This window comes from Natronocalculus amylovorans (assembly GCF_023638035.1).
GTDB lineage: Archaea > Halobacteriota > Halobacteria > Halobacteriales > Haloferacaceae > Natronocalculus > Natronocalculus amylovorans.
On sequence record NZ_JAKRVX010000013.1, the window covers coordinates 22,732 to 39,692 of the forward strand.

Annotated in this window: 18 protein-coding genes; 12 read left to right on the forward strand and 6 right to left on the reverse strand. The window is 50.1% G+C overall.

Translation table 11 applies throughout. The features are described 5' to 3' along the window. The first annotated feature begins 80 nt into the window (after positions 1-80). Positions 81-554: an FKBP-type peptidyl-prolyl cis-trans isomerase gene (locus AArcSt2_RS16345; RefSeq protein WP_174654904.1), complete on the forward strand. Its 474-nt coding sequence runs from the start codon at positions 81-83 to the stop codon at positions 552-554. 52 nt (positions 555-606) lie between these two features. Here AArcSt2_RS16345 and AArcSt2_RS16350 read toward each other — a convergent pair whose 3' ends face one another. Beyond that, positions 607-840: a PRC-barrel domain containing protein gene (locus AArcSt2_RS16350; protein ID WP_250586256.1), complete on the reverse strand. Its 234-nt coding sequence runs from the start codon at positions 838-840 to the stop codon at positions 607-609. A 549-nt stretch (positions 841-1,389) separates the two neighbouring features. Between AArcSt2_RS16350 and AArcSt2_RS16355 the strand changes: the two genes are divergently transcribed. From AArcSt2_RS16355 to AArcSt2_RS16400, 10 genes are all read left to right on the forward strand, one after another. Then, positions 1,390-2,472: a DUF354 domain-containing protein gene (locus AArcSt2_RS16355; protein WP_250586258.1), complete on the forward strand. Its 1,083-nt coding sequence runs from the start codon at positions 1,390-1,392 to the stop codon at positions 2,470-2,472. Between the two features lie 93 nt (positions 2,473-2,565). Next, complete coding sequence (locus AArcSt2_RS16360; RefSeq protein ID WP_250586260.1) at positions 2,566-4,056, forward strand: oligosaccharide flippase family protein; 1,491 nt, start codon at positions 2,566-2,568, stop codon at positions 4,054-4,056. Positions 4,057-4,210: 154 nt separating this feature from the next. Continuing rightward, positions 4,211-4,702, forward strand: coding sequence for a hypothetical protein (locus AArcSt2_RS16365; protein WP_174654900.1), 492 nt, complete (start codon positions 4,211-4,213; stop codon positions 4,700-4,702). 26 nt (positions 4,703-4,728) lie between these two features. Beyond that, a complete protein-coding gene (locus tag AArcSt2_RS16370; RefSeq protein WP_250586262.1) occupies positions 4,729-5,568 on the forward strand; it encodes a zinc ribbon domain-containing protein in 840 nt (279 codons plus the stop codon). Between the two features lie 40 nt (positions 5,569-5,608). Then, positions 5,609-5,974: a hypothetical protein gene (locus AArcSt2_RS16375; protein ID WP_174654898.1), complete on the forward strand. Its 366-nt coding sequence runs from the start codon at positions 5,609-5,611 to the stop codon at positions 5,972-5,974. Between the two features lie 43 nt (positions 5,975-6,017). Next, positions 6,018-6,998: a D-2-hydroxyacid dehydrogenase gene (locus AArcSt2_RS16380; protein WP_250586264.1), complete on the forward strand. Its 981-nt coding sequence runs from the start codon at positions 6,018-6,020 to the stop codon at positions 6,996-6,998. A 36-nt stretch (positions 6,999-7,034) separates the two neighbouring features. After that, positions 7,035-7,961 (forward strand): DUF1028 domain-containing protein, encoded by a 927-nt coding sequence (locus AArcSt2_RS16385; RefSeq protein ID WP_250586266.1) that lies wholly within the window; start codon positions 7,035-7,037, stop codon positions 7,959-7,961. Positions 7,962-8,021: 60 nt separating this feature from the next. Beyond that, positions 8,022-8,423: a TRAM domain-containing protein gene (locus AArcSt2_RS16390; RefSeq protein ID WP_250586268.1), complete on the forward strand. Its 402-nt coding sequence runs from the start codon at positions 8,022-8,024 to the stop codon at positions 8,421-8,423. Between the two features lie 142 nt (positions 8,424-8,565). After that, positions 8,566-9,000, forward strand: a complete 435-nt coding sequence (locus AArcSt2_RS16395) for a hypothetical protein (RefSeq protein ID WP_250586270.1) — start codon at positions 8,566-8,568, stop codon at positions 8,998-9,000. An 81-nt stretch (positions 9,001-9,081) separates the two neighbouring features. Next, positions 9,082-9,822, forward strand: a complete 741-nt coding sequence (locus AArcSt2_RS16400; protein WP_250586272.1) for a PspA/IM30 family protein — start codon at positions 9,082-9,084, stop codon at positions 9,820-9,822. Positions 9,823-9,839: 17 nt separating this feature from the next. Here the strand turns inward: AArcSt2_RS16400 and AArcSt2_RS16405 are convergent, their stop codons facing one another. The 4 genes from AArcSt2_RS16405 to AArcSt2_RS16420 all read right to left on the reverse strand — a co-directional run bounded on the left by AArcSt2_RS16405 (position 9,840) and on the right by AArcSt2_RS16420 (position 13,673). Then, the gene (locus AArcSt2_RS16405; protein ID WP_343233299.1) at positions 9,840-10,739 is read right to left on the reverse strand and encodes a sensor histidine kinase; all 900 of its coding nucleotides are present in this window, start codon (positions 10,737-10,739) and stop codon (positions 9,840-9,842) included. Positions 10,740-10,751: 12 nt separating this feature from the next. Continuing rightward, on the reverse strand, positions 10,752-12,488 hold the full coding sequence (locus AArcSt2_RS16410; RefSeq protein ID WP_250586277.1) for a zinc ribbon domain-containing protein: 1,737 nt from the start codon (positions 12,486-12,488) through the stop codon (positions 10,752-10,754). Beyond that, a complete protein-coding gene (locus tag AArcSt2_RS16415) occupies positions 12,481-13,110 on the reverse strand; it encodes an IS607 family transposase (protein WP_250586279.1) in 630 nt (209 codons plus the stop codon). Before AArcSt2_RS16415 ends, AArcSt2_RS16410 begins: the two co-directional genes overlap by 8 nt. Before the next feature lie 86 nt (positions 13,111-13,196). Continuing rightward, positions 13,197-13,673, reverse strand: a complete 477-nt coding sequence (locus tag AArcSt2_RS16420; RefSeq protein ID WP_250586281.1) for a dihydrofolate reductase — start codon at positions 13,671-13,673, stop codon at positions 13,197-13,199. A 182-nt stretch (positions 13,674-13,855) separates the two neighbouring features. On the opposite strand from AArcSt2_RS16420, the gene AArcSt2_RS16425 reads away from it, so the two are divergent. Further along, positions 13,856-14,962, forward strand: coding sequence for an FtsZ/tubulin family protein (locus AArcSt2_RS16425; protein WP_250586283.1), 1,107 nt, complete (start codon positions 13,856-13,858; stop codon positions 14,960-14,962). 6 nt (positions 14,963-14,968) lie between these two features. Here the strand turns inward: AArcSt2_RS16425 and AArcSt2_RS16430 are convergent, their stop codons facing one another. Beyond that, positions 14,969-16,792 carry an SLC13 family permease gene (locus tag AArcSt2_RS16430; RefSeq protein WP_250586285.1) on the reverse strand — a complete coding sequence of 608 codons (1,824 nt, stop codon included), beginning with the start codon at positions 16,790-16,792 and terminating at the stop codon, positions 14,969-14,971. Positions 16,793-16,961 lie beyond the last annotated feature (169 nt).

A 16,961-nucleotide genomic window follows, 5' to 3' on the forward strand; every position in this document is an offset into this window, starting at 1 on the left:
CTCACTTTATATTTTACCGGTCAAGCGACTCCTCAGTGTGAATCGAAGTACATTACCAGTTGAATAACAGTCATTCAGGTATGAGCATTGAGCCGGGTGATTTTGTAACGATCGACTACGTTGGTCGTTTCGAAGATGGTACGCTCTTTGGAACATCAAAATGGGATGTTGCATCCACGAGCGGCCTTGCAGCGGCACAAGGAAGAGGCGAAGATGAGTACGTCCCGCTGTCATTCACCGTTGGTGAGAATGCAGTTATCGAAGGGTTGGATGAGCGACTGATCGGCCTCACAGAGGGCGAGTCAACGACCATCACAATCCCACCGGAAGAGGCATATGGGGCTGTTGATCCCGATCGGATTCGAGAGTACGACAAAGAGGTGTTTGCAGGGATGGTCGGCGAAGAGCCGGAAGTGGGCCTCCACGTGCACGCTGAAAATGGACTCCATGGTGACGTGATTGCGATCTATGATGACTCCGTCGAGATCGACTTCAACCATGAACTCGCTGGTCGTACGCTTGTTATTGACGTTGCGATACACTCGATAGCATAACGTTCTCGTCAAAAAATCAGCAACAGGTTTGCTCGTTCTCTCGTTGACTGTACTATTGCCGGACGTGAATCTCGTCGTCAGTGACCCGATCGATCTGATGATTTGAGAGCGCATAGTCTCCCTCTTCAGCGTCGTCCCATCCGAGCATGGACTTCACCTTGTCTGTCACGCCTGGGTCCGGGTCAACATGTGCGGTTCCGCCGCTGACTTTCGAGACCATTCCAATCGTCTCGCCGTTCTGGTTGATCACTTTCTTCCCTTCGTCTGAGCTTGTTAGTTGTGCCATGGTTTCTTTCTGCGATTATCTCTTGTCCGAATACGGTGTTTGTTAGTTTGATTGAACACTGTCACGTAGAAAGAAACGTGCGCTTGAATCGACACTGCACTAAGGGATGGTTACATCTTCTGCGTTTCGTATCTATTTGAAAACTGACCTGTTATATAAAACAGTTGCAACAGTGTCGATATGCTATTTTCAACCGTTACTTTCCGCTAACCGACTCTTTGTGGTACGTCTGAACCCTCCTCTAGTCTCGCTGTTTTCTCCGGCTGTAACCTGTCCCATACATAGTAAAACGATCAACCGATCAGAAACAATGGCAATTTACTACCAAATTATGATCGAGTAATCATATCCAATTAACAATGGCTATGTCTCTTTTTATACTATGTTGGTCCAATCAAAACCACTCAATATTACGCCATATTTTTGAAATAATGTTGTCGCTCAGAGTGTCGATTATCAGTTGGTGCTGAATATATAATTCGAGTCACAACACGTCTTGAACGAAACTAACAAATTATCCCCATAGAGTTGCTTTCAGTGGGGCCATCAATGCGTATTCAATTCGATGTCACACATCCTGCTCATGTTCACCTCTTTCGGTTTGCAATATCGTCTCTTGTGCGCGACGGTCATACTGTGGCTGTGACCGCTCGGAAAAAAGAGATGACGACCGATCTACTGGACTGGTATGGAATTGACCACACTGTCCTCTCAAAAAAAGGAACATCGAAACCCGCATTGGCCAGCGAGTGGCTCCTTCGAGAGGCCAGAGGTATCGTGTTTGCACGGAAATTCCAGCCGGATATTGTCGTCAGCCGGTTGAACCCCCCTGCAATACACGGTGCCGTTGCAGTGGGTGCTAAAAGTATCGTCTTCCACGACTCAGAACCCGCAAATCAACTGCTTAAGATCATGTATCCATTTATCGACGTACTCTGTACGCCTGTTTCGTTCACTCCTGACCACGGTGACAAACAGATTCGATACAATGGATTCCATGAGCTTGCGTATCTCCATCCAAACTGGTTTACACCCGACGATTCGGTCCTCACTACCTATGGTGTTGACCCAACCGAGCCATACGCAGTCGTTCGGTTTGTTTCGATGGGTGCTCACCACGATGTGGGATACAACGGGTTCTCTCCCGCAGCGAAAACAGAACTGGTATCGAGCCTCTCTAATCGAATGACGGTGTATGTCTCGAATGAGAGTGACACAGACTTGGTTGACGCAGTCTCTGGAACACACGTCGTCCCAACGCCTCCAGCAGCGATCCATACGCTGCTGGCTGGTGCCTCAATTTTTGTAACAGATTCGGATACAATGGCTGCTGAGGCAGGGCTTCTCGGCACACCAACCGTCAGACTCCATACCTTTGGTAAGAATGAACTTGGTAACTTCACTCGACTCTCGGAGTCTGGACTGGTATTTTCAACACCGGATGAAGACACTGCGATCGAAAAAGCAGTAACACTCGTCTCGGACCCTACAACACAAACACTGTGGGACGAACGGCGTGAGACATTCCTTGCAGAGTGTATTGACGTCACCGAATTCATGCTTGACCTGATCACATCCGACGGCGACGTTGATGCGGTATCATATATTGAAACGGCTCCACCAACCTCCTAAGGCCGTTCGATCAATTATAGTCAGCACACATTTATTTCATTCCGACGTACCTGTAGATAGTGGTCACTACTCTCGGTACTGGTTGGTGGTTCGATGCCGAGTGAGACTGATTCTACAAGCGATTCTGTTCGGTCGATCGCCAGGGGTGCATCCCTGTACACGATCGGAAAAATCATTTCTGATGCCGGTGAGTTTGCGCTTCATTTGCTCGTTTCGCGTCTCCTTGGCGCTAACCTCTACGGAATGTACGCCTACGGAAAGACGATCGCGTTCATGGCGCTGCTGGTGACGAATGTTGGGGCCAATAAATCATTATTAAAGTATCTACCGCAGTACGAGCATCAACCAGCGAAACAGGAGTTTGTTCTGGCACTGGCATATGGCACATCACTCGTTGGTGCGGCGACGGTTTCCGGTGGCTTGTTCCTCTTTGCACCTGCCATTTCTGCATTCACGATCGCAGACGATCGATTCATTCCTATTCTTCGACTGTTTGCCGCGATTCTCTTCATCGACACGCTTGCAAATGTTGGCTATGCAACGTTTCGGGCGTTAGAAATAATTGAATACGAGATTCTCACGAAGCGAATTCTTAAACCGCTCTTTCGGGTCTGTTTTGTTGGGCTTGCACTGTTGTACGGTGCATCGGTGTATGGCGTTGTTGTAGCGCTTGCGGTTGGAAGCCTGCTTGCGTTTTTTATAATGACCTACTTCTTTTTGACCCGGGTGTCGATTCGGCCGCGGCTCAACTCCCCAGCAGCAAGCCCGGAGACCGTCAAATCATACTACAACTACTCAGTACCTCTCACTGCGAAAGATGCAGGCAACCTCTTGCAAGGCCGCGTCGACATTCTTATGGTCGGATTTTTTCTTTCTGCAAGCACCGTCGGTGTGTATAATGTTGCTGTCGTTGTCTCTGGGTTGTTGTATATTCCACTGCTTGCGTTCAACCAGCTGTTTCCACCGGTTGTGAGCCGGCTGTATACGTCAGGGAATCTTGCTGAACTGCAGCGGCTGTTTAGTGCAATTACGCGGTGGATATTCACCGTCAGCCTCTTTTTCGGCCTATTTGCGATCGTCTTCCGATACGATATCCTGCTCTTGTTCGGTGAAGAGTTCACTGCTGGTACAACTGTGTTGGTGCTCTTTGTGATTGGACAGCTGCTGAATGCAGCAACTGGCCCGAGCGGATACGTTCTCATGATGACCGAGCATCAGTATGTGGTCATGGCTAACGAGTGGGTCTTTGGAATTCTCAATATTGTTCTCAATTTGTTCTTTATCCAAGCATTCGGTATTCTTGGTGCTGCAGCCGCCACAGCCGGCGTGCTTGCACTTCGGAACATTGTCAAGGTAGCTGAGGTTTGGTATTTTGAGCAGCTGTTTCCATACCATCGATCGTTTCTAAAACCGATCGGTGCAGGGGTGCTCGCAGCGATCGGGATGCTCGTAGTACAGCTCATGCTTCCGTCGCTCATTGGGCTTGTCTTTGGGGCACTCGTTGGCTGTCTGCTGTATGGTGGTTCGCTGTGGGTGCTTGGAATCTCGCAGCTCGACCGGCAACTGCTCACCGAATTTCGATGAGCACGCACGGACATCGCTATTGAGTGTGTGGTAACCGGTATGCTGATATCGGCTTCAAGACATACTCTTGGTATACTGTATGAATCTGTGGCGAGTAGCGAGAGTCAGCGTGCTGGTCGGTAGTTTGTGGCTGCTATGTGAGCGACTGCTCCCAATGTGGCGGCTTCGATTAGCCAGTGCACAACTGTTTCTCTTGTTCCCAAACAGCGTGTTGCCAACGTCACTAACCGTACTCCCACCACCACAGCGGGAGTATGTTGGCGTGTGGAATGTCTCTCCGACGGAAGCGCGGCGGCGGCTTACGGATGAGCTTCCATTTAGACAGGTTGTTCGGGCATATCTTCACGCATACGATCGGGCTGGATTTCAGACGTACGAAGTCGGCAGCTGCGTGTATCGGCCGCGGGGGCTCTTTGGACGCTGGCAGCTGCATGTCCGGCTCTTTCCGACCCCTGATGGAATGACCGATGTGTGGTGTCACTGGGAGCTGAATCCAAATGTCGCACCGATCGCCCACCTAAAAAAAGAAGGCTACGACACCGATCGTGGCAAAAAAGAGCTCAAAGCGCTCCTTGATGATCCGATCGAGCCACCTGAAGACCTCTCATTTGGAAAGGGGTCTTCGCTGACACGTGACAACGATTAAAAACGATCGGCCGATAATATACACATATGGTGCCCTCCACGCGCCCAAACTACTGCCATCAGTGTGGATCTAGTGTCCAGTCAACTGCAGTGTTCTGTTCTTCATGTGGGACGCAACTCGTTGATGAACCTCAGGTTGAGACACCTTCGTACTCTGGCCCGCAACGTGACACGTTCGAAAATTGGATCCAAACGTATGTTTCAGAGGGATGGGAGGTAGAATCACGACTGGAAGATCGTGCAGTGCTTGTCGATCGAGATATCGGATCAATCCCATTGCATGTCGTCCTTCTTATCTTTACTGGTGGTGTTGGAAATCTGTTGTATGGGTGGTACCGATACAGCTATGATACGACTCGAATCGAACTCAGCGAAGATGGCACAAAACAACTGCTCAGTAGCACACGTTCACACTCACAGTCGGATACTGACCTTTCGACCGTTCTTGGTATTGTCGTTGGATTCATTCTGCTTCCGTTTGTATTGATGGGGCTCTTTGCTGTTGCATCAAGTTCTGCCACCGGGAGCTTTCTCGTACTTCTCATGTTGCTGTTACTTGGAGGCGTTCTCGGGAAGGAGTTGTTGTCTGCATCTGATTCTGGATCACAGAAGCCATCGCTGACGACATTTGGCCGATCGAAAACGGTAAGTGAAAACGCCGTTGACGATCCAACTAGCCGATGTACTGAGTGTGGGATGGGGGTCACAAACGGCGTGAAACGGACCTACAGCGATCGGTTCTACATCGCTGGACAAGCAATCAAGACGTACCAGGAGGGAGAGAACATCTACTGTCGGTCGTGTATCGAGTCAGAATCCAGTGCGGTATCTACAGAACTTGATCATAACACCACATCTACAATATAACACAGGTAATTAATCCGTCTGTTCTGTGTAGTAGATGGTAATGTCTGCAAAAGATTGGGAACTGTATCTTGACGAGAATGTATTAGTTGCAAACTTTTCCGAAGGAATGCCATCCGACGGGGACGAGTACGCAAAAGTCAACGCACGTTTTGAAGAGCTTGCGAAACAGGATGGGGCTACTGCACATCTTTCCCTGCTCAACATGTCCTCATCACTGAACAAAGATGTCTTTGAAAAGGCTCGAGAAGCCGCTGAAGTTGGTTCGGAGTACGGGATCACCAAATGGGCAATTGTCTCCGATGGCATCAAGAGTATGGCACTGTCGAGCCAGGTCCGCGATGTTCCGGGCGTGGATGTCATGACTGCAAACAACGTTGAGGAAGCCCTTGAGTGGGCAAAACAGTAGCAAGTAGGAATATTCAACACATAGCAGACCTGCTCTGGTAGCAATGACTGTACCGGAGTCACCTGATATTGTTGTACTGCGAGAGGGGACCGAAGGGCTTTCGATGGAGTCGTATGCTGAGACACTTCACAAGCGCCTTCCGGAATATACTGTCTTTCATGCACAAACCCCATCCCAAGAGCGAGAAGCGATTCCGAACGCACGGGTTGTAACCGGTATCTCGATCGACGAAGAGCTACTCGCTGACGCCGATCGGCTGTCATTGTTTGCCTGCACATTCTCCGGCACCGATCACCTTCCAACTGACGCACTTCTCGACCATGGCGTCACTGTCACTAATGCAGGTGGTATCCACGCTCCGGGCATTGCCGAGCAGGTTGTAGGCAACATGCTTGTGTTCTCACGACGGCTCCACGAGGGATGGCGGCGCAAGCAACAGGCACAGTGGCGGCATTTCCAATCCGGGGAACTCCTTGGGAGTACGGTCACTATTGTCGGCCTCGGCTCGATCGGTACTGAGGTCGTGAAACGTCTCTCTGGCTTTGGGGTTGAGACGATCGGTGTTCGATACACGCCGTCAAAAGGCGGCCCAACTGATTCTGTAATCGGGTTTGAGAGCGACCAACTCCACGATGCACTTGCACGAAGTCAGTATGTCGTGATGGCCTGTCCACTAACTGAGACGACACGTCATCTTATCGGAGCCGAGGCGCTTGCCACGCTTGATCCTGACTCCGTCATCATCAACGTCGCCCGTGGTGGCGTCATTGATACGGATGCATTGGTTAGTGCACTCCAATCAAGTTCAATTCGTGGTGCTGCGCTCGATGTTACAGATCCCGAGCCGCTTCCGGCAGACCATCCACTGTGGGGGCTCGAAAACTGCCTCATCACCGCCCACACTGGTGGTCACACGCCGAAGCATTGGGATCGGCTTGCAGAGATTGTGGCACAAAATATGGCCGCGATCGAATCCAGCGGCGAACTTGTAAATGTCGTTGCGGAACCGGATACGAACGCGTAACGACACGGCTTTTGTGTGTCTCTTTCATTACTGCGTATGCCACCACGACCATCTACATTCTCGATCGTTGCACGTGACCCTGACACAGATGCGATTGGCGTTGCTGTACAGTCAAAATTCATCAGCGTTGGGTCTGTTGTCCCATTTGTGAGTGCAGACGCGGGTGCGATCGCAACGCAAAGCTTTGCAAACGTTGCGTATGGGTCTGATGGCCTCTCACTACTTCGGGATGGGCACTCCGCAGAAACAGTTATTGAGAAACTCACAGCGGTTGATGACGAAGCGCCATCACGACAGGTGGGCATTGTTGGACAGGACGGCTCTGTCGCAGGATACACCGGAACCGAATGTTTTGATGTTGCTGGTGATCTCCAAGGTGATACGTACACCGTCCAAGGAAACATTTTGGAAAATGAGGAGACGCTTCACGCAATGGCTGACGCGTACAAAACAACCAGCGGAGGGCTTCCAGAAAAGCTCCTTGCGTCACTACACGCCGGAAATGAGGCTGGTGGTGATAAACGCGGCGAACAGAGCGCAGCACTCTACATCGCCAAACCGAACGGTGGCTACGATGGTCTGAACGACCGGTGGGTCGACGTCCGAGTCGATGACCATGAGTCACCGATCGATGAGCTGGAGCGCGTGTTCAAAATATACGACGTGACGCTCCTTGAGCGTGAGACCCCATCCGATCTCAAATCCCTTTCAGGAGCGCCCGCAGAGGCGGTGTTAGAGATTTTATCTGCCCTTTCGTTATACGATGGAACGCCTAAATCAACATTTAGTCAAAAAGAACAGGATGCACTTGTGGCGTTTCGTGGACTGCATAATTTTGAAAATCACTCGCTTTCGCTGCTTGAAGATTCAATTCAGCGCGGCTGGGCGGCTGCAGACGGGACTGGAGAGGACAGAATTGTAGACGCAATCTGGCATGGCCTCTCCCGTTTGGATCGATTATAGACCGCTATTTGCATCAAAATGCCGATAGACTCATTGAGGATGCCATCTAAATAGTAGCTGATGGACGTTTCAGACGATCTTCTTTGTTTGTATACTGCGACGACTAAGCGCGATGGTGACCGTGTTATTTTGGAAATTCCCGAGCGAGAGGTCTCGCTTGGTACTGTTGATGAGGGGGAGACTGTTCGTGTCGCACTTATTTCGGATATCTCAACACCCGAGACTACAACAGAGAGTCCACAGGAGCACCAACCTGCTCCAGATGAACCACCAGTCTCGGAAGGAGAAATCCACCGCGTAGAGATCGAATCAATCGGTGAACAGGGAGATGGCATTGCGAAAGTTGACCGTGGCTATGTACTTGTGATTCCAGATGGAGAGCCTGGCGATCAACTCACTGTCCGAGTTGATACTGTGACACCAACCGTTGGTTTCGCTGAAATTGTGTCTGGACAAGAGTGACATCCTCTCCGGCGTAAACGCCGGGATTCTCTCGCTGTTTAAAGATAGGATCCCCAGACGACCGTACCGAACTGTATATTCTCTTGACATGTGTAAGTAAGTAGCAAACAATAATACAGATGCGAATAAATTGGCTACCAATATGGTTAAAAGCACGATTCGATTCTCCGAATCTGTTGTTTCGGAGGTAGACTCTCTCGTTGAAGAGGGCTATTTTGAGAGCAAATCCGAGTTTTATCGGTTTGCATCGGATTATGTTCTTGAGCAACTCGTTGAGTCGTATGAACCAGTCTCAATCGATTATGACGAAATAAAATCTGAAATTACCCCTCAGCAAGGGGCAGCTGTCGAGCACTCCCCTGGTGAGGTGCCATTTTTTGAATCCGCAGTTATCCTTCGCAAGTATGCACTTCGTGGAAATCTTGCTGACGCTGAAGATTTTATTGATCACCACTATGAGCCAAACCACCCACACGCAGTGGTTTTAGAAGAATTACTTGAACTGTATCGCAAACGAGACGAACGTGCTCAATCAACTGCAAAACCACCAAGACAGTACCACGAGAGCCGTCGATAGTCTGCCTCCGAAATAAATCGTCACACACTATTATTTTATCTGTCACCACGGTTTTTGGTTGAAGGCGCCCAAGAGAGTTATATGGGATTGTTCTCTCGCATTTCAAACCTCCTTGGTTCCAAAACAGCGGCACTGCTTGATGAGTATGAAGACCCCGGCGAGGCACTTGATTTTGCGCATGAGCAGATGCGTGACGAACTCTCGCGGGTTGATGAGCGGCTGACAACATTTGTAACGCAAAAAAAGCGACTTGAGCGGAAACGATCGGAGCTTGAAACGGATATTCAAAAGTACAACGAGGATGCACGAGCGGCAGTAGCCAACGACGATGAAGAGACTGCAAGAACACTTCTCAAACGTAAAAAGGCGATAACAGAAGAAGTGAATACGCTGTCAGATCAGATTATAGAGCTTGAGTCTGTGCAAGAAGAGTTGGTTGGAAAACGAACTGCTCTCAAAAATAGAATTCAGACCTTCGAGAGCGAGAAAGAGATCCTGAAAGCACAGCTCACCGCTGAACAATCGGTACAAACAGTAGACCAGCTAACTACCGATACGCAGGGCCATGAAATAACAGATGCACTCAACCGTGTCGAAGATGCAACCGAGACCGCAATCGCCCGTGAAGAAGCAATTGAAGAGCTGACTGAAAGCGGTGCATTTGACGATAAAAACACGCTTGATGAACAGATTGATTCGCTCAGCACTGATGCCGAAATTGACGACGAGATCGATGCACTAAGATCCGAACAGCGTCCTGATTCTGATGGAGATCAAACAGATGAACCAGATCAATCTGATAAAGATGCACGTGACCAATGAAGTAGTGTAGAACGTTGTCAGCGCTGCTCTTCGCTTAGATTACTGTGTTTTACTTTACTGAAATTAAACTGCGCCCCACCAGTCTCGCTTTCCGTAATTGAGACTTCCCATCCAAATGCATCGACGATCTGTTTGACAATTGCAAGACCGAATCCAGTCCCCGATCGTCGTGTACTATATCCGTTTTCAAACACTTTTTCTCGGTTTTTTTCCACAATCCCCGGTCCAGAATCCGCAATATAGAAGCCATCATCGTGCTCGCCGACTGTCACCGTAATACTGTTGCCACCGTGTTCGATCGCATTGCGAAACATATTTTCGAGGAGCTGTTCCATCCTCGAATAATCTGCATTGATATGAATGTCTGTCTCGACACACAGGGTCGCATCATCTGTCGAAACGGTACGCCAACACATATTTGCCACCTCATCCAGCGCTACCGGCTCAAACGAGAGCACCGCCTTCCCATTTCGCGCGTACACCAGTAGGTCGTCAATCAATGCCCGCATACGGAGATGAGCCTGATCAACTTCTTCTAATAACTCCGGTTTATGTTCACTGCTGTGTTGTGCGAGATGTAAGTTACCCATTGCAACTGTGAGTGGACTTCGGAGGTCGTGTGAGACAACGCCTGCGAACTCTTCTAAACGCTTTGTCTGTCGTTCTAGCTCTTTTTCGCGTCGTCTCGACTCCGTTACTTCATATGCCAGCCCTGTTACGCCTCTAATATTTCCTGATGGCTCCCTGATTGGCTCATACCAGACCTCAAATATTTCATTATTTATTTTGAGTGTTGTCTCAATGGACTCACCATCAAGCGATCGAGTCACCAACTCACAAATCTCTGGGCGGGAGCTATAAACATCAAACACCGATGTTCCTACTAACTGGTTAGGTTTGATTCCAATTGACTCCAGTGCGGACCGTTCCTATTTTCCGCAGTAAACAGCAGTCTGCTTAACAAAGCGAGACGTGCCGTGTGTCGCTGGGCTTGACACTGAAACAGGTTTACTGCTATCGTTTTTCGTCTCTGTCGGGGTGACGGCGGGCGCTATCAAGCACGACCCACCACCAGCAGCCACCTCACTCGACTGTTCAGTAAACACGATTGGCGCTTCACCAAACGTGAGACGCGGGCCAGCGGAACGGCTTGCTGGCACGATTTCAACATCTCCCGTATAGGAAGACGTGAAATCGCGTTCCAGTGTTGCCGTTTCGCTGAAGAACACGCGGGCCACGTTGACAGCACCAACGTAGTCCCGGTCGGCTTGATACCCACACCGTGCGTTGTCACAGCGGAAGTGACTGCCCCACCACACTTCAAACGAGTGGTCAGGTGACTTCGTAGTGTGCCCCGTCGCGCCACACCGAGGGCACGACCGCGACGTGTTACCCGGATGCACTCGCTCAACGTGCAGTCCAGCGATGTCTGCCCGGTACTCGATTTTCGAGATAATGTCTCGACGCGCCCATGAGGAGAGTTCCCACGACAACTGACCTTCACCACGAGGAGGTGACAGACTCCGCAAGTCTTCGTGGACGATTGCATCCACGTCGTACACCAGCGCGAGTGCGAGGACTTGGTTAGCTACGTCGTGTACGAGTTGCTCTCGCTTGTGGCGAATCTTGTTGTTCACGCGCCTGTACTCCGCGTGAACCTGTGTGAACGAGTCTGTGTGGTCACGCCCGTTTCGACGCAGAGACGCGAGTTTTGAGTTGAGCTGATTACGTTCACGAGCGAGATTCCGCATCCGTTTGCGCTCCGTATTCTGAATGAAATACGGGACAGAGAGTTGTTCTCCATCTTCGTTCACCACAACAGCAGTAGCGTCTTTTCGGAGCCCACCGTCAATTGACAAGACGGTTTCCACGTCGTCAGATTTCTCGGCGTGTTCGACTTCGATGGGGAACGAGAGTTCGTGATAGTCGTCCCCGGTTTTTGTTTGTGTAGGGTGGAACGAGGGGGCGGAGAGGCTTCCGTGTTCAAGCAATTCATGGAATGCTTCGTAGCCTTCGAGGGTGTGTTCTGTCCACGTCCAATCACCTCTTGTTTCAGGTTCGAGCGTATCAGGTGTTTTGAGTTTGACTGTAAGTATCTGTGTGTCTTCTTCGTACTCGTATTTCACCGCCTGTCCTGATGTGGGGCCATCGTCTGCGGAATACGGCAACACGCCCTTCGAGTACGTTGGGCAGTCCTGCATATCGAAATACGATTCAGGGAAGCGACCGTGTCGGTCGTAGTACGAGTTGAGTTGTCCGATAAGCAGGTCAACGTACCCTGACTTGAGATATTCTTCTGAGTCACAGAGTTGTTCTTTAATTATCCGAGTATGGATTCGTCGAATCTTGTGGTTGGGGAGTACAGATTGGATAGTTTCGAAGGCTCCTCGTTTGTCGGCGTGGCTCCGAAGCGTCTCCCCGACTTTCTGCATCACACACCGCTTGTACCGACTCGGAAGGTACAGGTCAAAATCATCGAACGCTTCGCTCTCGTCAAAGTATTTCCACGCCTGATACGAGAAATCGTCAATCCCTGTGAGATGTTCAGTCGTCCAGTATCGCTCGATAAGCGTGTTTGCAACCGTAATTGTGAGCATGTCTAACCGATCGTGACGCTCTCGCTCCTCAAACGGGAGGCGAATTGGAAGCGAGAGATGGCTACTCATCGGTTTCCACCTCGGATTCTACGGTTTCAACGATGCGCTTGCGTTTCGAGGAACGCATCCCATACAGTTTGCCTGCGAAGCTGGCAACGAGTTGCAAAAGGTCGTCAACGAGTTCTTCATGTGCAGTTTTGTCAGTTTCCTCATTGATAACCGTAATTTCGATTCCGTACTGGTCGAGGAGGCGTTCGAGATAGGTGAATCCAAATCTGGTGAGTCGGTCTTGGTATGTGACGAGGACGCGCCCATAGTCGGCGGTCTCTGCATCGTCCAAGAGTTTGTTCAGTCCACGACGATTCTCGTTGAGGCCACTTCCCACGTCGGAGTATTTATTTTCGATACTCCATCCGTGGTTGTGTGCGTATTCAGTAAGGGAGTTGAGTTGGCGGTCAAGGTCGCCATCTTGTTTCTGAGTGTGTCCTGAAACACGCGCATAGATGGCGACTTTATCGGTTCTCCGTGATGGCTCGCCAGTGAGTCGTTGGAGTTCGGTATGTGGAATCCGTCGATGCCCGCCTGGAGTTCGTGAATACGATATTTGGTCTTCTCGGCACCACTTTTTGACGGTTTCCGGGTGGACTCCAAGTTCGTCTGCGAACGCTCCAATGGAGTACACCTTTGTCATTACTGCTAATTACTGCTGCTCACTACTTAAGAAAGCCGATTTTTGTAGCAGTTACGATACCCCTTATCGTCTGGAAATAAGCGCTCTTATTTTCGTTGCCACTCTTCGAGTGTAAACCGATCGTACTCCGTTTTTGTTAGTATCTCCCAGTCGGATGCATCCCACTCAGGGTAGTAGCTATCACCCTCATATTCACCGTGGACTCTGCTTAGCACCATTTGATCAACATACGGTTGGAAAAGCTCGTATATTTTCCCTCCCCCGATCACATAGATAGTCTCGGAACCAAGATGCTCACCGTATTCAATTGCTTCCGCAACCGTTCCTGCATGATGTGCTGTTGGGACGGAAAACGTCTTTTCGGTCCTACTCAGCACGATTTGTTCGGTTCCTGGAAGATCGTCTAGCATTGATTCGAATGTCACACGCCCGAGAATGATTGGGCTCTCCGATATGCGAGCACGATACTGTTCTTTGTCCGCCGGAATTGATGGCCATGGTAGTTCGCCATCGTTTCCGATCACACGATTTGACGAGAGTGCTGCGACAGATACAAGCTCCATTATCAGTATCTACGTATTCTATCTACATACGGATTATTCTCTCCGCGCTCTTTTTGCGATGCAATTGATGAGGTACCGGAGCCATCTATCTTTCTGCGAGGAGAGAATTCCGTCGTTTACGGCGGGGAGGATGTCACCCGTGATGTAAAACTACTTTACCAGCTTCAGACAACGGATTGTGTATGCGGATTCACGCAACTGGGATTGGTGGTGCTGGCTGCCGAGTGGTCAATACACTCGCAGGCGAATATGGTGGCCGTTCTTTCTTGAATGGTGCTGTAGCGTTCGATACAGATGTAAACACGCTTGAGCAACTATCTGCAATCGACCCTGAGCAACGATATCGTTTTAGTGATGAAGCAGGCGGGAACGGACTGTCTGGTGATCTTAGCCGTGGGCAAGCGCTTGGCGAGGAATACGTCTCCGAATTGAGCCGCGTAATCGATCGAGGAACACTATCCCGTGCGGAAGGGTTTCTACTGGTTATCGGGCTTGGAGGTGCAACCGGTGGTGGTGTGGCCCCTGAGTTGATTCGGAATCTCAACCGACTCACGGAGGAGCCTGTCTATGTGTTGGGTATCCTTCCTGCATCAACGGAGGCCGACACCGAAATCGATCCTGCAGCATATCGACCACAGGCTGCTGCAAACACACAAGAGACGCTTGCTGAACTCACCGGTCTTGCCACTGCAATCATCTGCTTTGATAACGATAACTGGCTTTCAGGTGGGCAACAGTTCTCCTCTGAGCGTGACCGAATAAACAATGTCCTCGTCGAACACATTGCTGCCGTATTTGGTGCTGGTGATGTTGATGACACTACCGCTACGGCCCAACAGGTAGTCGATGCAAGCGATATTAACCGTGCGCTGGGTAGCGATTCATCTATTGCGACGATCGGCTATGCAACGCAAACAGTCAAAACTCAACAGGCAAAATCCCGGTTTGGTCTCGGGATTTTTAAATCCAAAACCCCACCGGAGGTCGATACTTCCGAAGCAGTACGCGCTATTGAAACCGTTATCCGAAAGGCTGCACGTGGAAAACAAACGCTTGAAACGACCGATGGACATGCCGATCGAACACTTCTCATTGTCGGTGGTCCCCCAGAGTGGCTCAATCGACAAGCGATTGCACAGGGCAGAACATGGCTCACTTCAGAAACAGGATCAAGCGCATTACTCAGTGGAGATGCGCCGGATGAATCACGAGATGATGTGTTTGCGATCGTTCTTCGTTCAGGAATCACACCACAGAATTGGCTTGCAGAGGGACCAAAACAGTCCTAAACAGTCTTAGACACCCCAAATTGCGACAATTCCGAGCGTCGTAACCACTGTCAAAATAAGCTGCAGTGGTGCACCCACTTTTGCATAGTCACCAAACGTGTAGCCCCCAGGACCGTACACCATGAGGTTTGTCTGATAGCCGATCGGTGTCAAAAACGGTGTTGATGCTGCAAACGTTACTGCCAGTGCAAACGCAAATGGGTTTGCACCCAACTGTAGTGCGGCTTCAACAGCAACGGGGATCATTACGACGACACTTGCATTGTTGCTTAATACGTTTGTGACGACTGCCGTCACAAGATAGAACAGCGCTAGCACAATAACTGGGTCAATATTCACTGAAAACAGTACAATTGCTGTCGCCATCCACTCTGCTGCACCACTTTGTTCGAGCGCAATCCCCAGTGGGATTAATCCTGCAAGCAAAAATATCACGCTCCAGTCGACTGCATCGTACATCTCGTTTGGTCTCACACAGCCAGTTGCGACCATCGCTATTATTCCACCAATTGCTGAGATGACGATCGGAAGTACCTCAACCGCAGCAAGTCCAACGACTGCTGCAATAATCCCGACTGCAAGCGGAATTTTGTGGTACTGATACGTTGGCGGAGTTAAATCCTGTGCGACAATAAAATGGCGGTCATCAATAAACCGCTGTACGGTGTCTTCAGCTGCTTGTACTAACAGCGTGTCACCACCCCGTAGTCGACGCTCATCCATTCTTGCATGAATGATTTTGCCACCACGGCGAATTGCAAGCACTGTCGCATCGTACCGCTGTCGAAATCGGATCGTCTCCAACGTTCCGCCAATAATTGGTGAATCCGGTGTTATGACTATCTCTACGAGCCGCTGATCTGTACTCTCATCGATTCGTGGCTCGTCTGCATCAAGTAGCGTATCGGTTACCTCCGCATCCGGTGCAAAGGTGAGCCCCTCTTCTTCCATGAGTCGTAGTAGACTATCTCGGTCAGTTCGGAGTACAAGAATATCGTCTGCACGAACCTCTTTCGGTGCAAGCGGTTCACTGAATGCTCGTTTATTTCTAATCAGTTGAACAATGTCGGCATCCATATCCAGCGTTGAGAAGCACTCATCAACCGTCTTCCCAACAAACGGTGAATCGCTCTTCACGACGACCTCTGTCAGGTACTGGGTCATCTCGAACTCCGCAGTAAGCGCATCATCCATTTTGATTCGCTCAGGAACGAGATATGGGCCCGCAATAATCAGATAGAGTACGCCAGTTACCAATACGAGTAAACCAAGCTGTGTAAACTCAAACATTGAGAACGCTGAGAGCGATTCAATGCCCTCCTCTTGCCCGATTCGGGCAACGATATCGGATGCTAAAATATTCGTTGAGGTCCCGATCACGGTCAACATCCCACCGAGCATTGCCGCAAAAGAGGCTGGCATCAGCAGCTTTGATGGTGAGATTCCCGTCCGATCGGAGATTTCCGTGATCATTGGGATCATCACGGCGACCACTGGTGTGTTGTTGATGAATCCTGCGGTCCCACCAGAGAGTCCAAGCACCGCCAATAACTGTTTAAATTGGCTATCACCAAACGATGTTGCAATCTTCTTTCCAAGTAGATTTATCAACCCTGTCTGTCTGATCCCCTCGCTCAGGATAAACATTGCAAGCACCGTTACCGTCGCGGTGCTTGCAAATCCTGAAATTCCAGTCGTCGAGTCAACGCCGGTAAACGGCTCAAGTACGACCAACGTAAACAACACGCCGATTGCAATGACATCGATCGGAAGCGGTTCAGTGACAAATAACGCCAACGCCACAAGCACAATGGCAAAGACTACAATCATATCTACCGTCAAGGGTGGGAGCGATGAGCCTACCTGCCAGACCAGTAATCGATGCACTGCAGAAACCTACAACTGCGAGGTGAAGTGCCTCGGGGTCAAGCCCCGAGGCTTCCTGTTTCAACGACGCGCTTTGCAGACACCGAATGAGTGTCCGTAGGGAGCGCAGTCT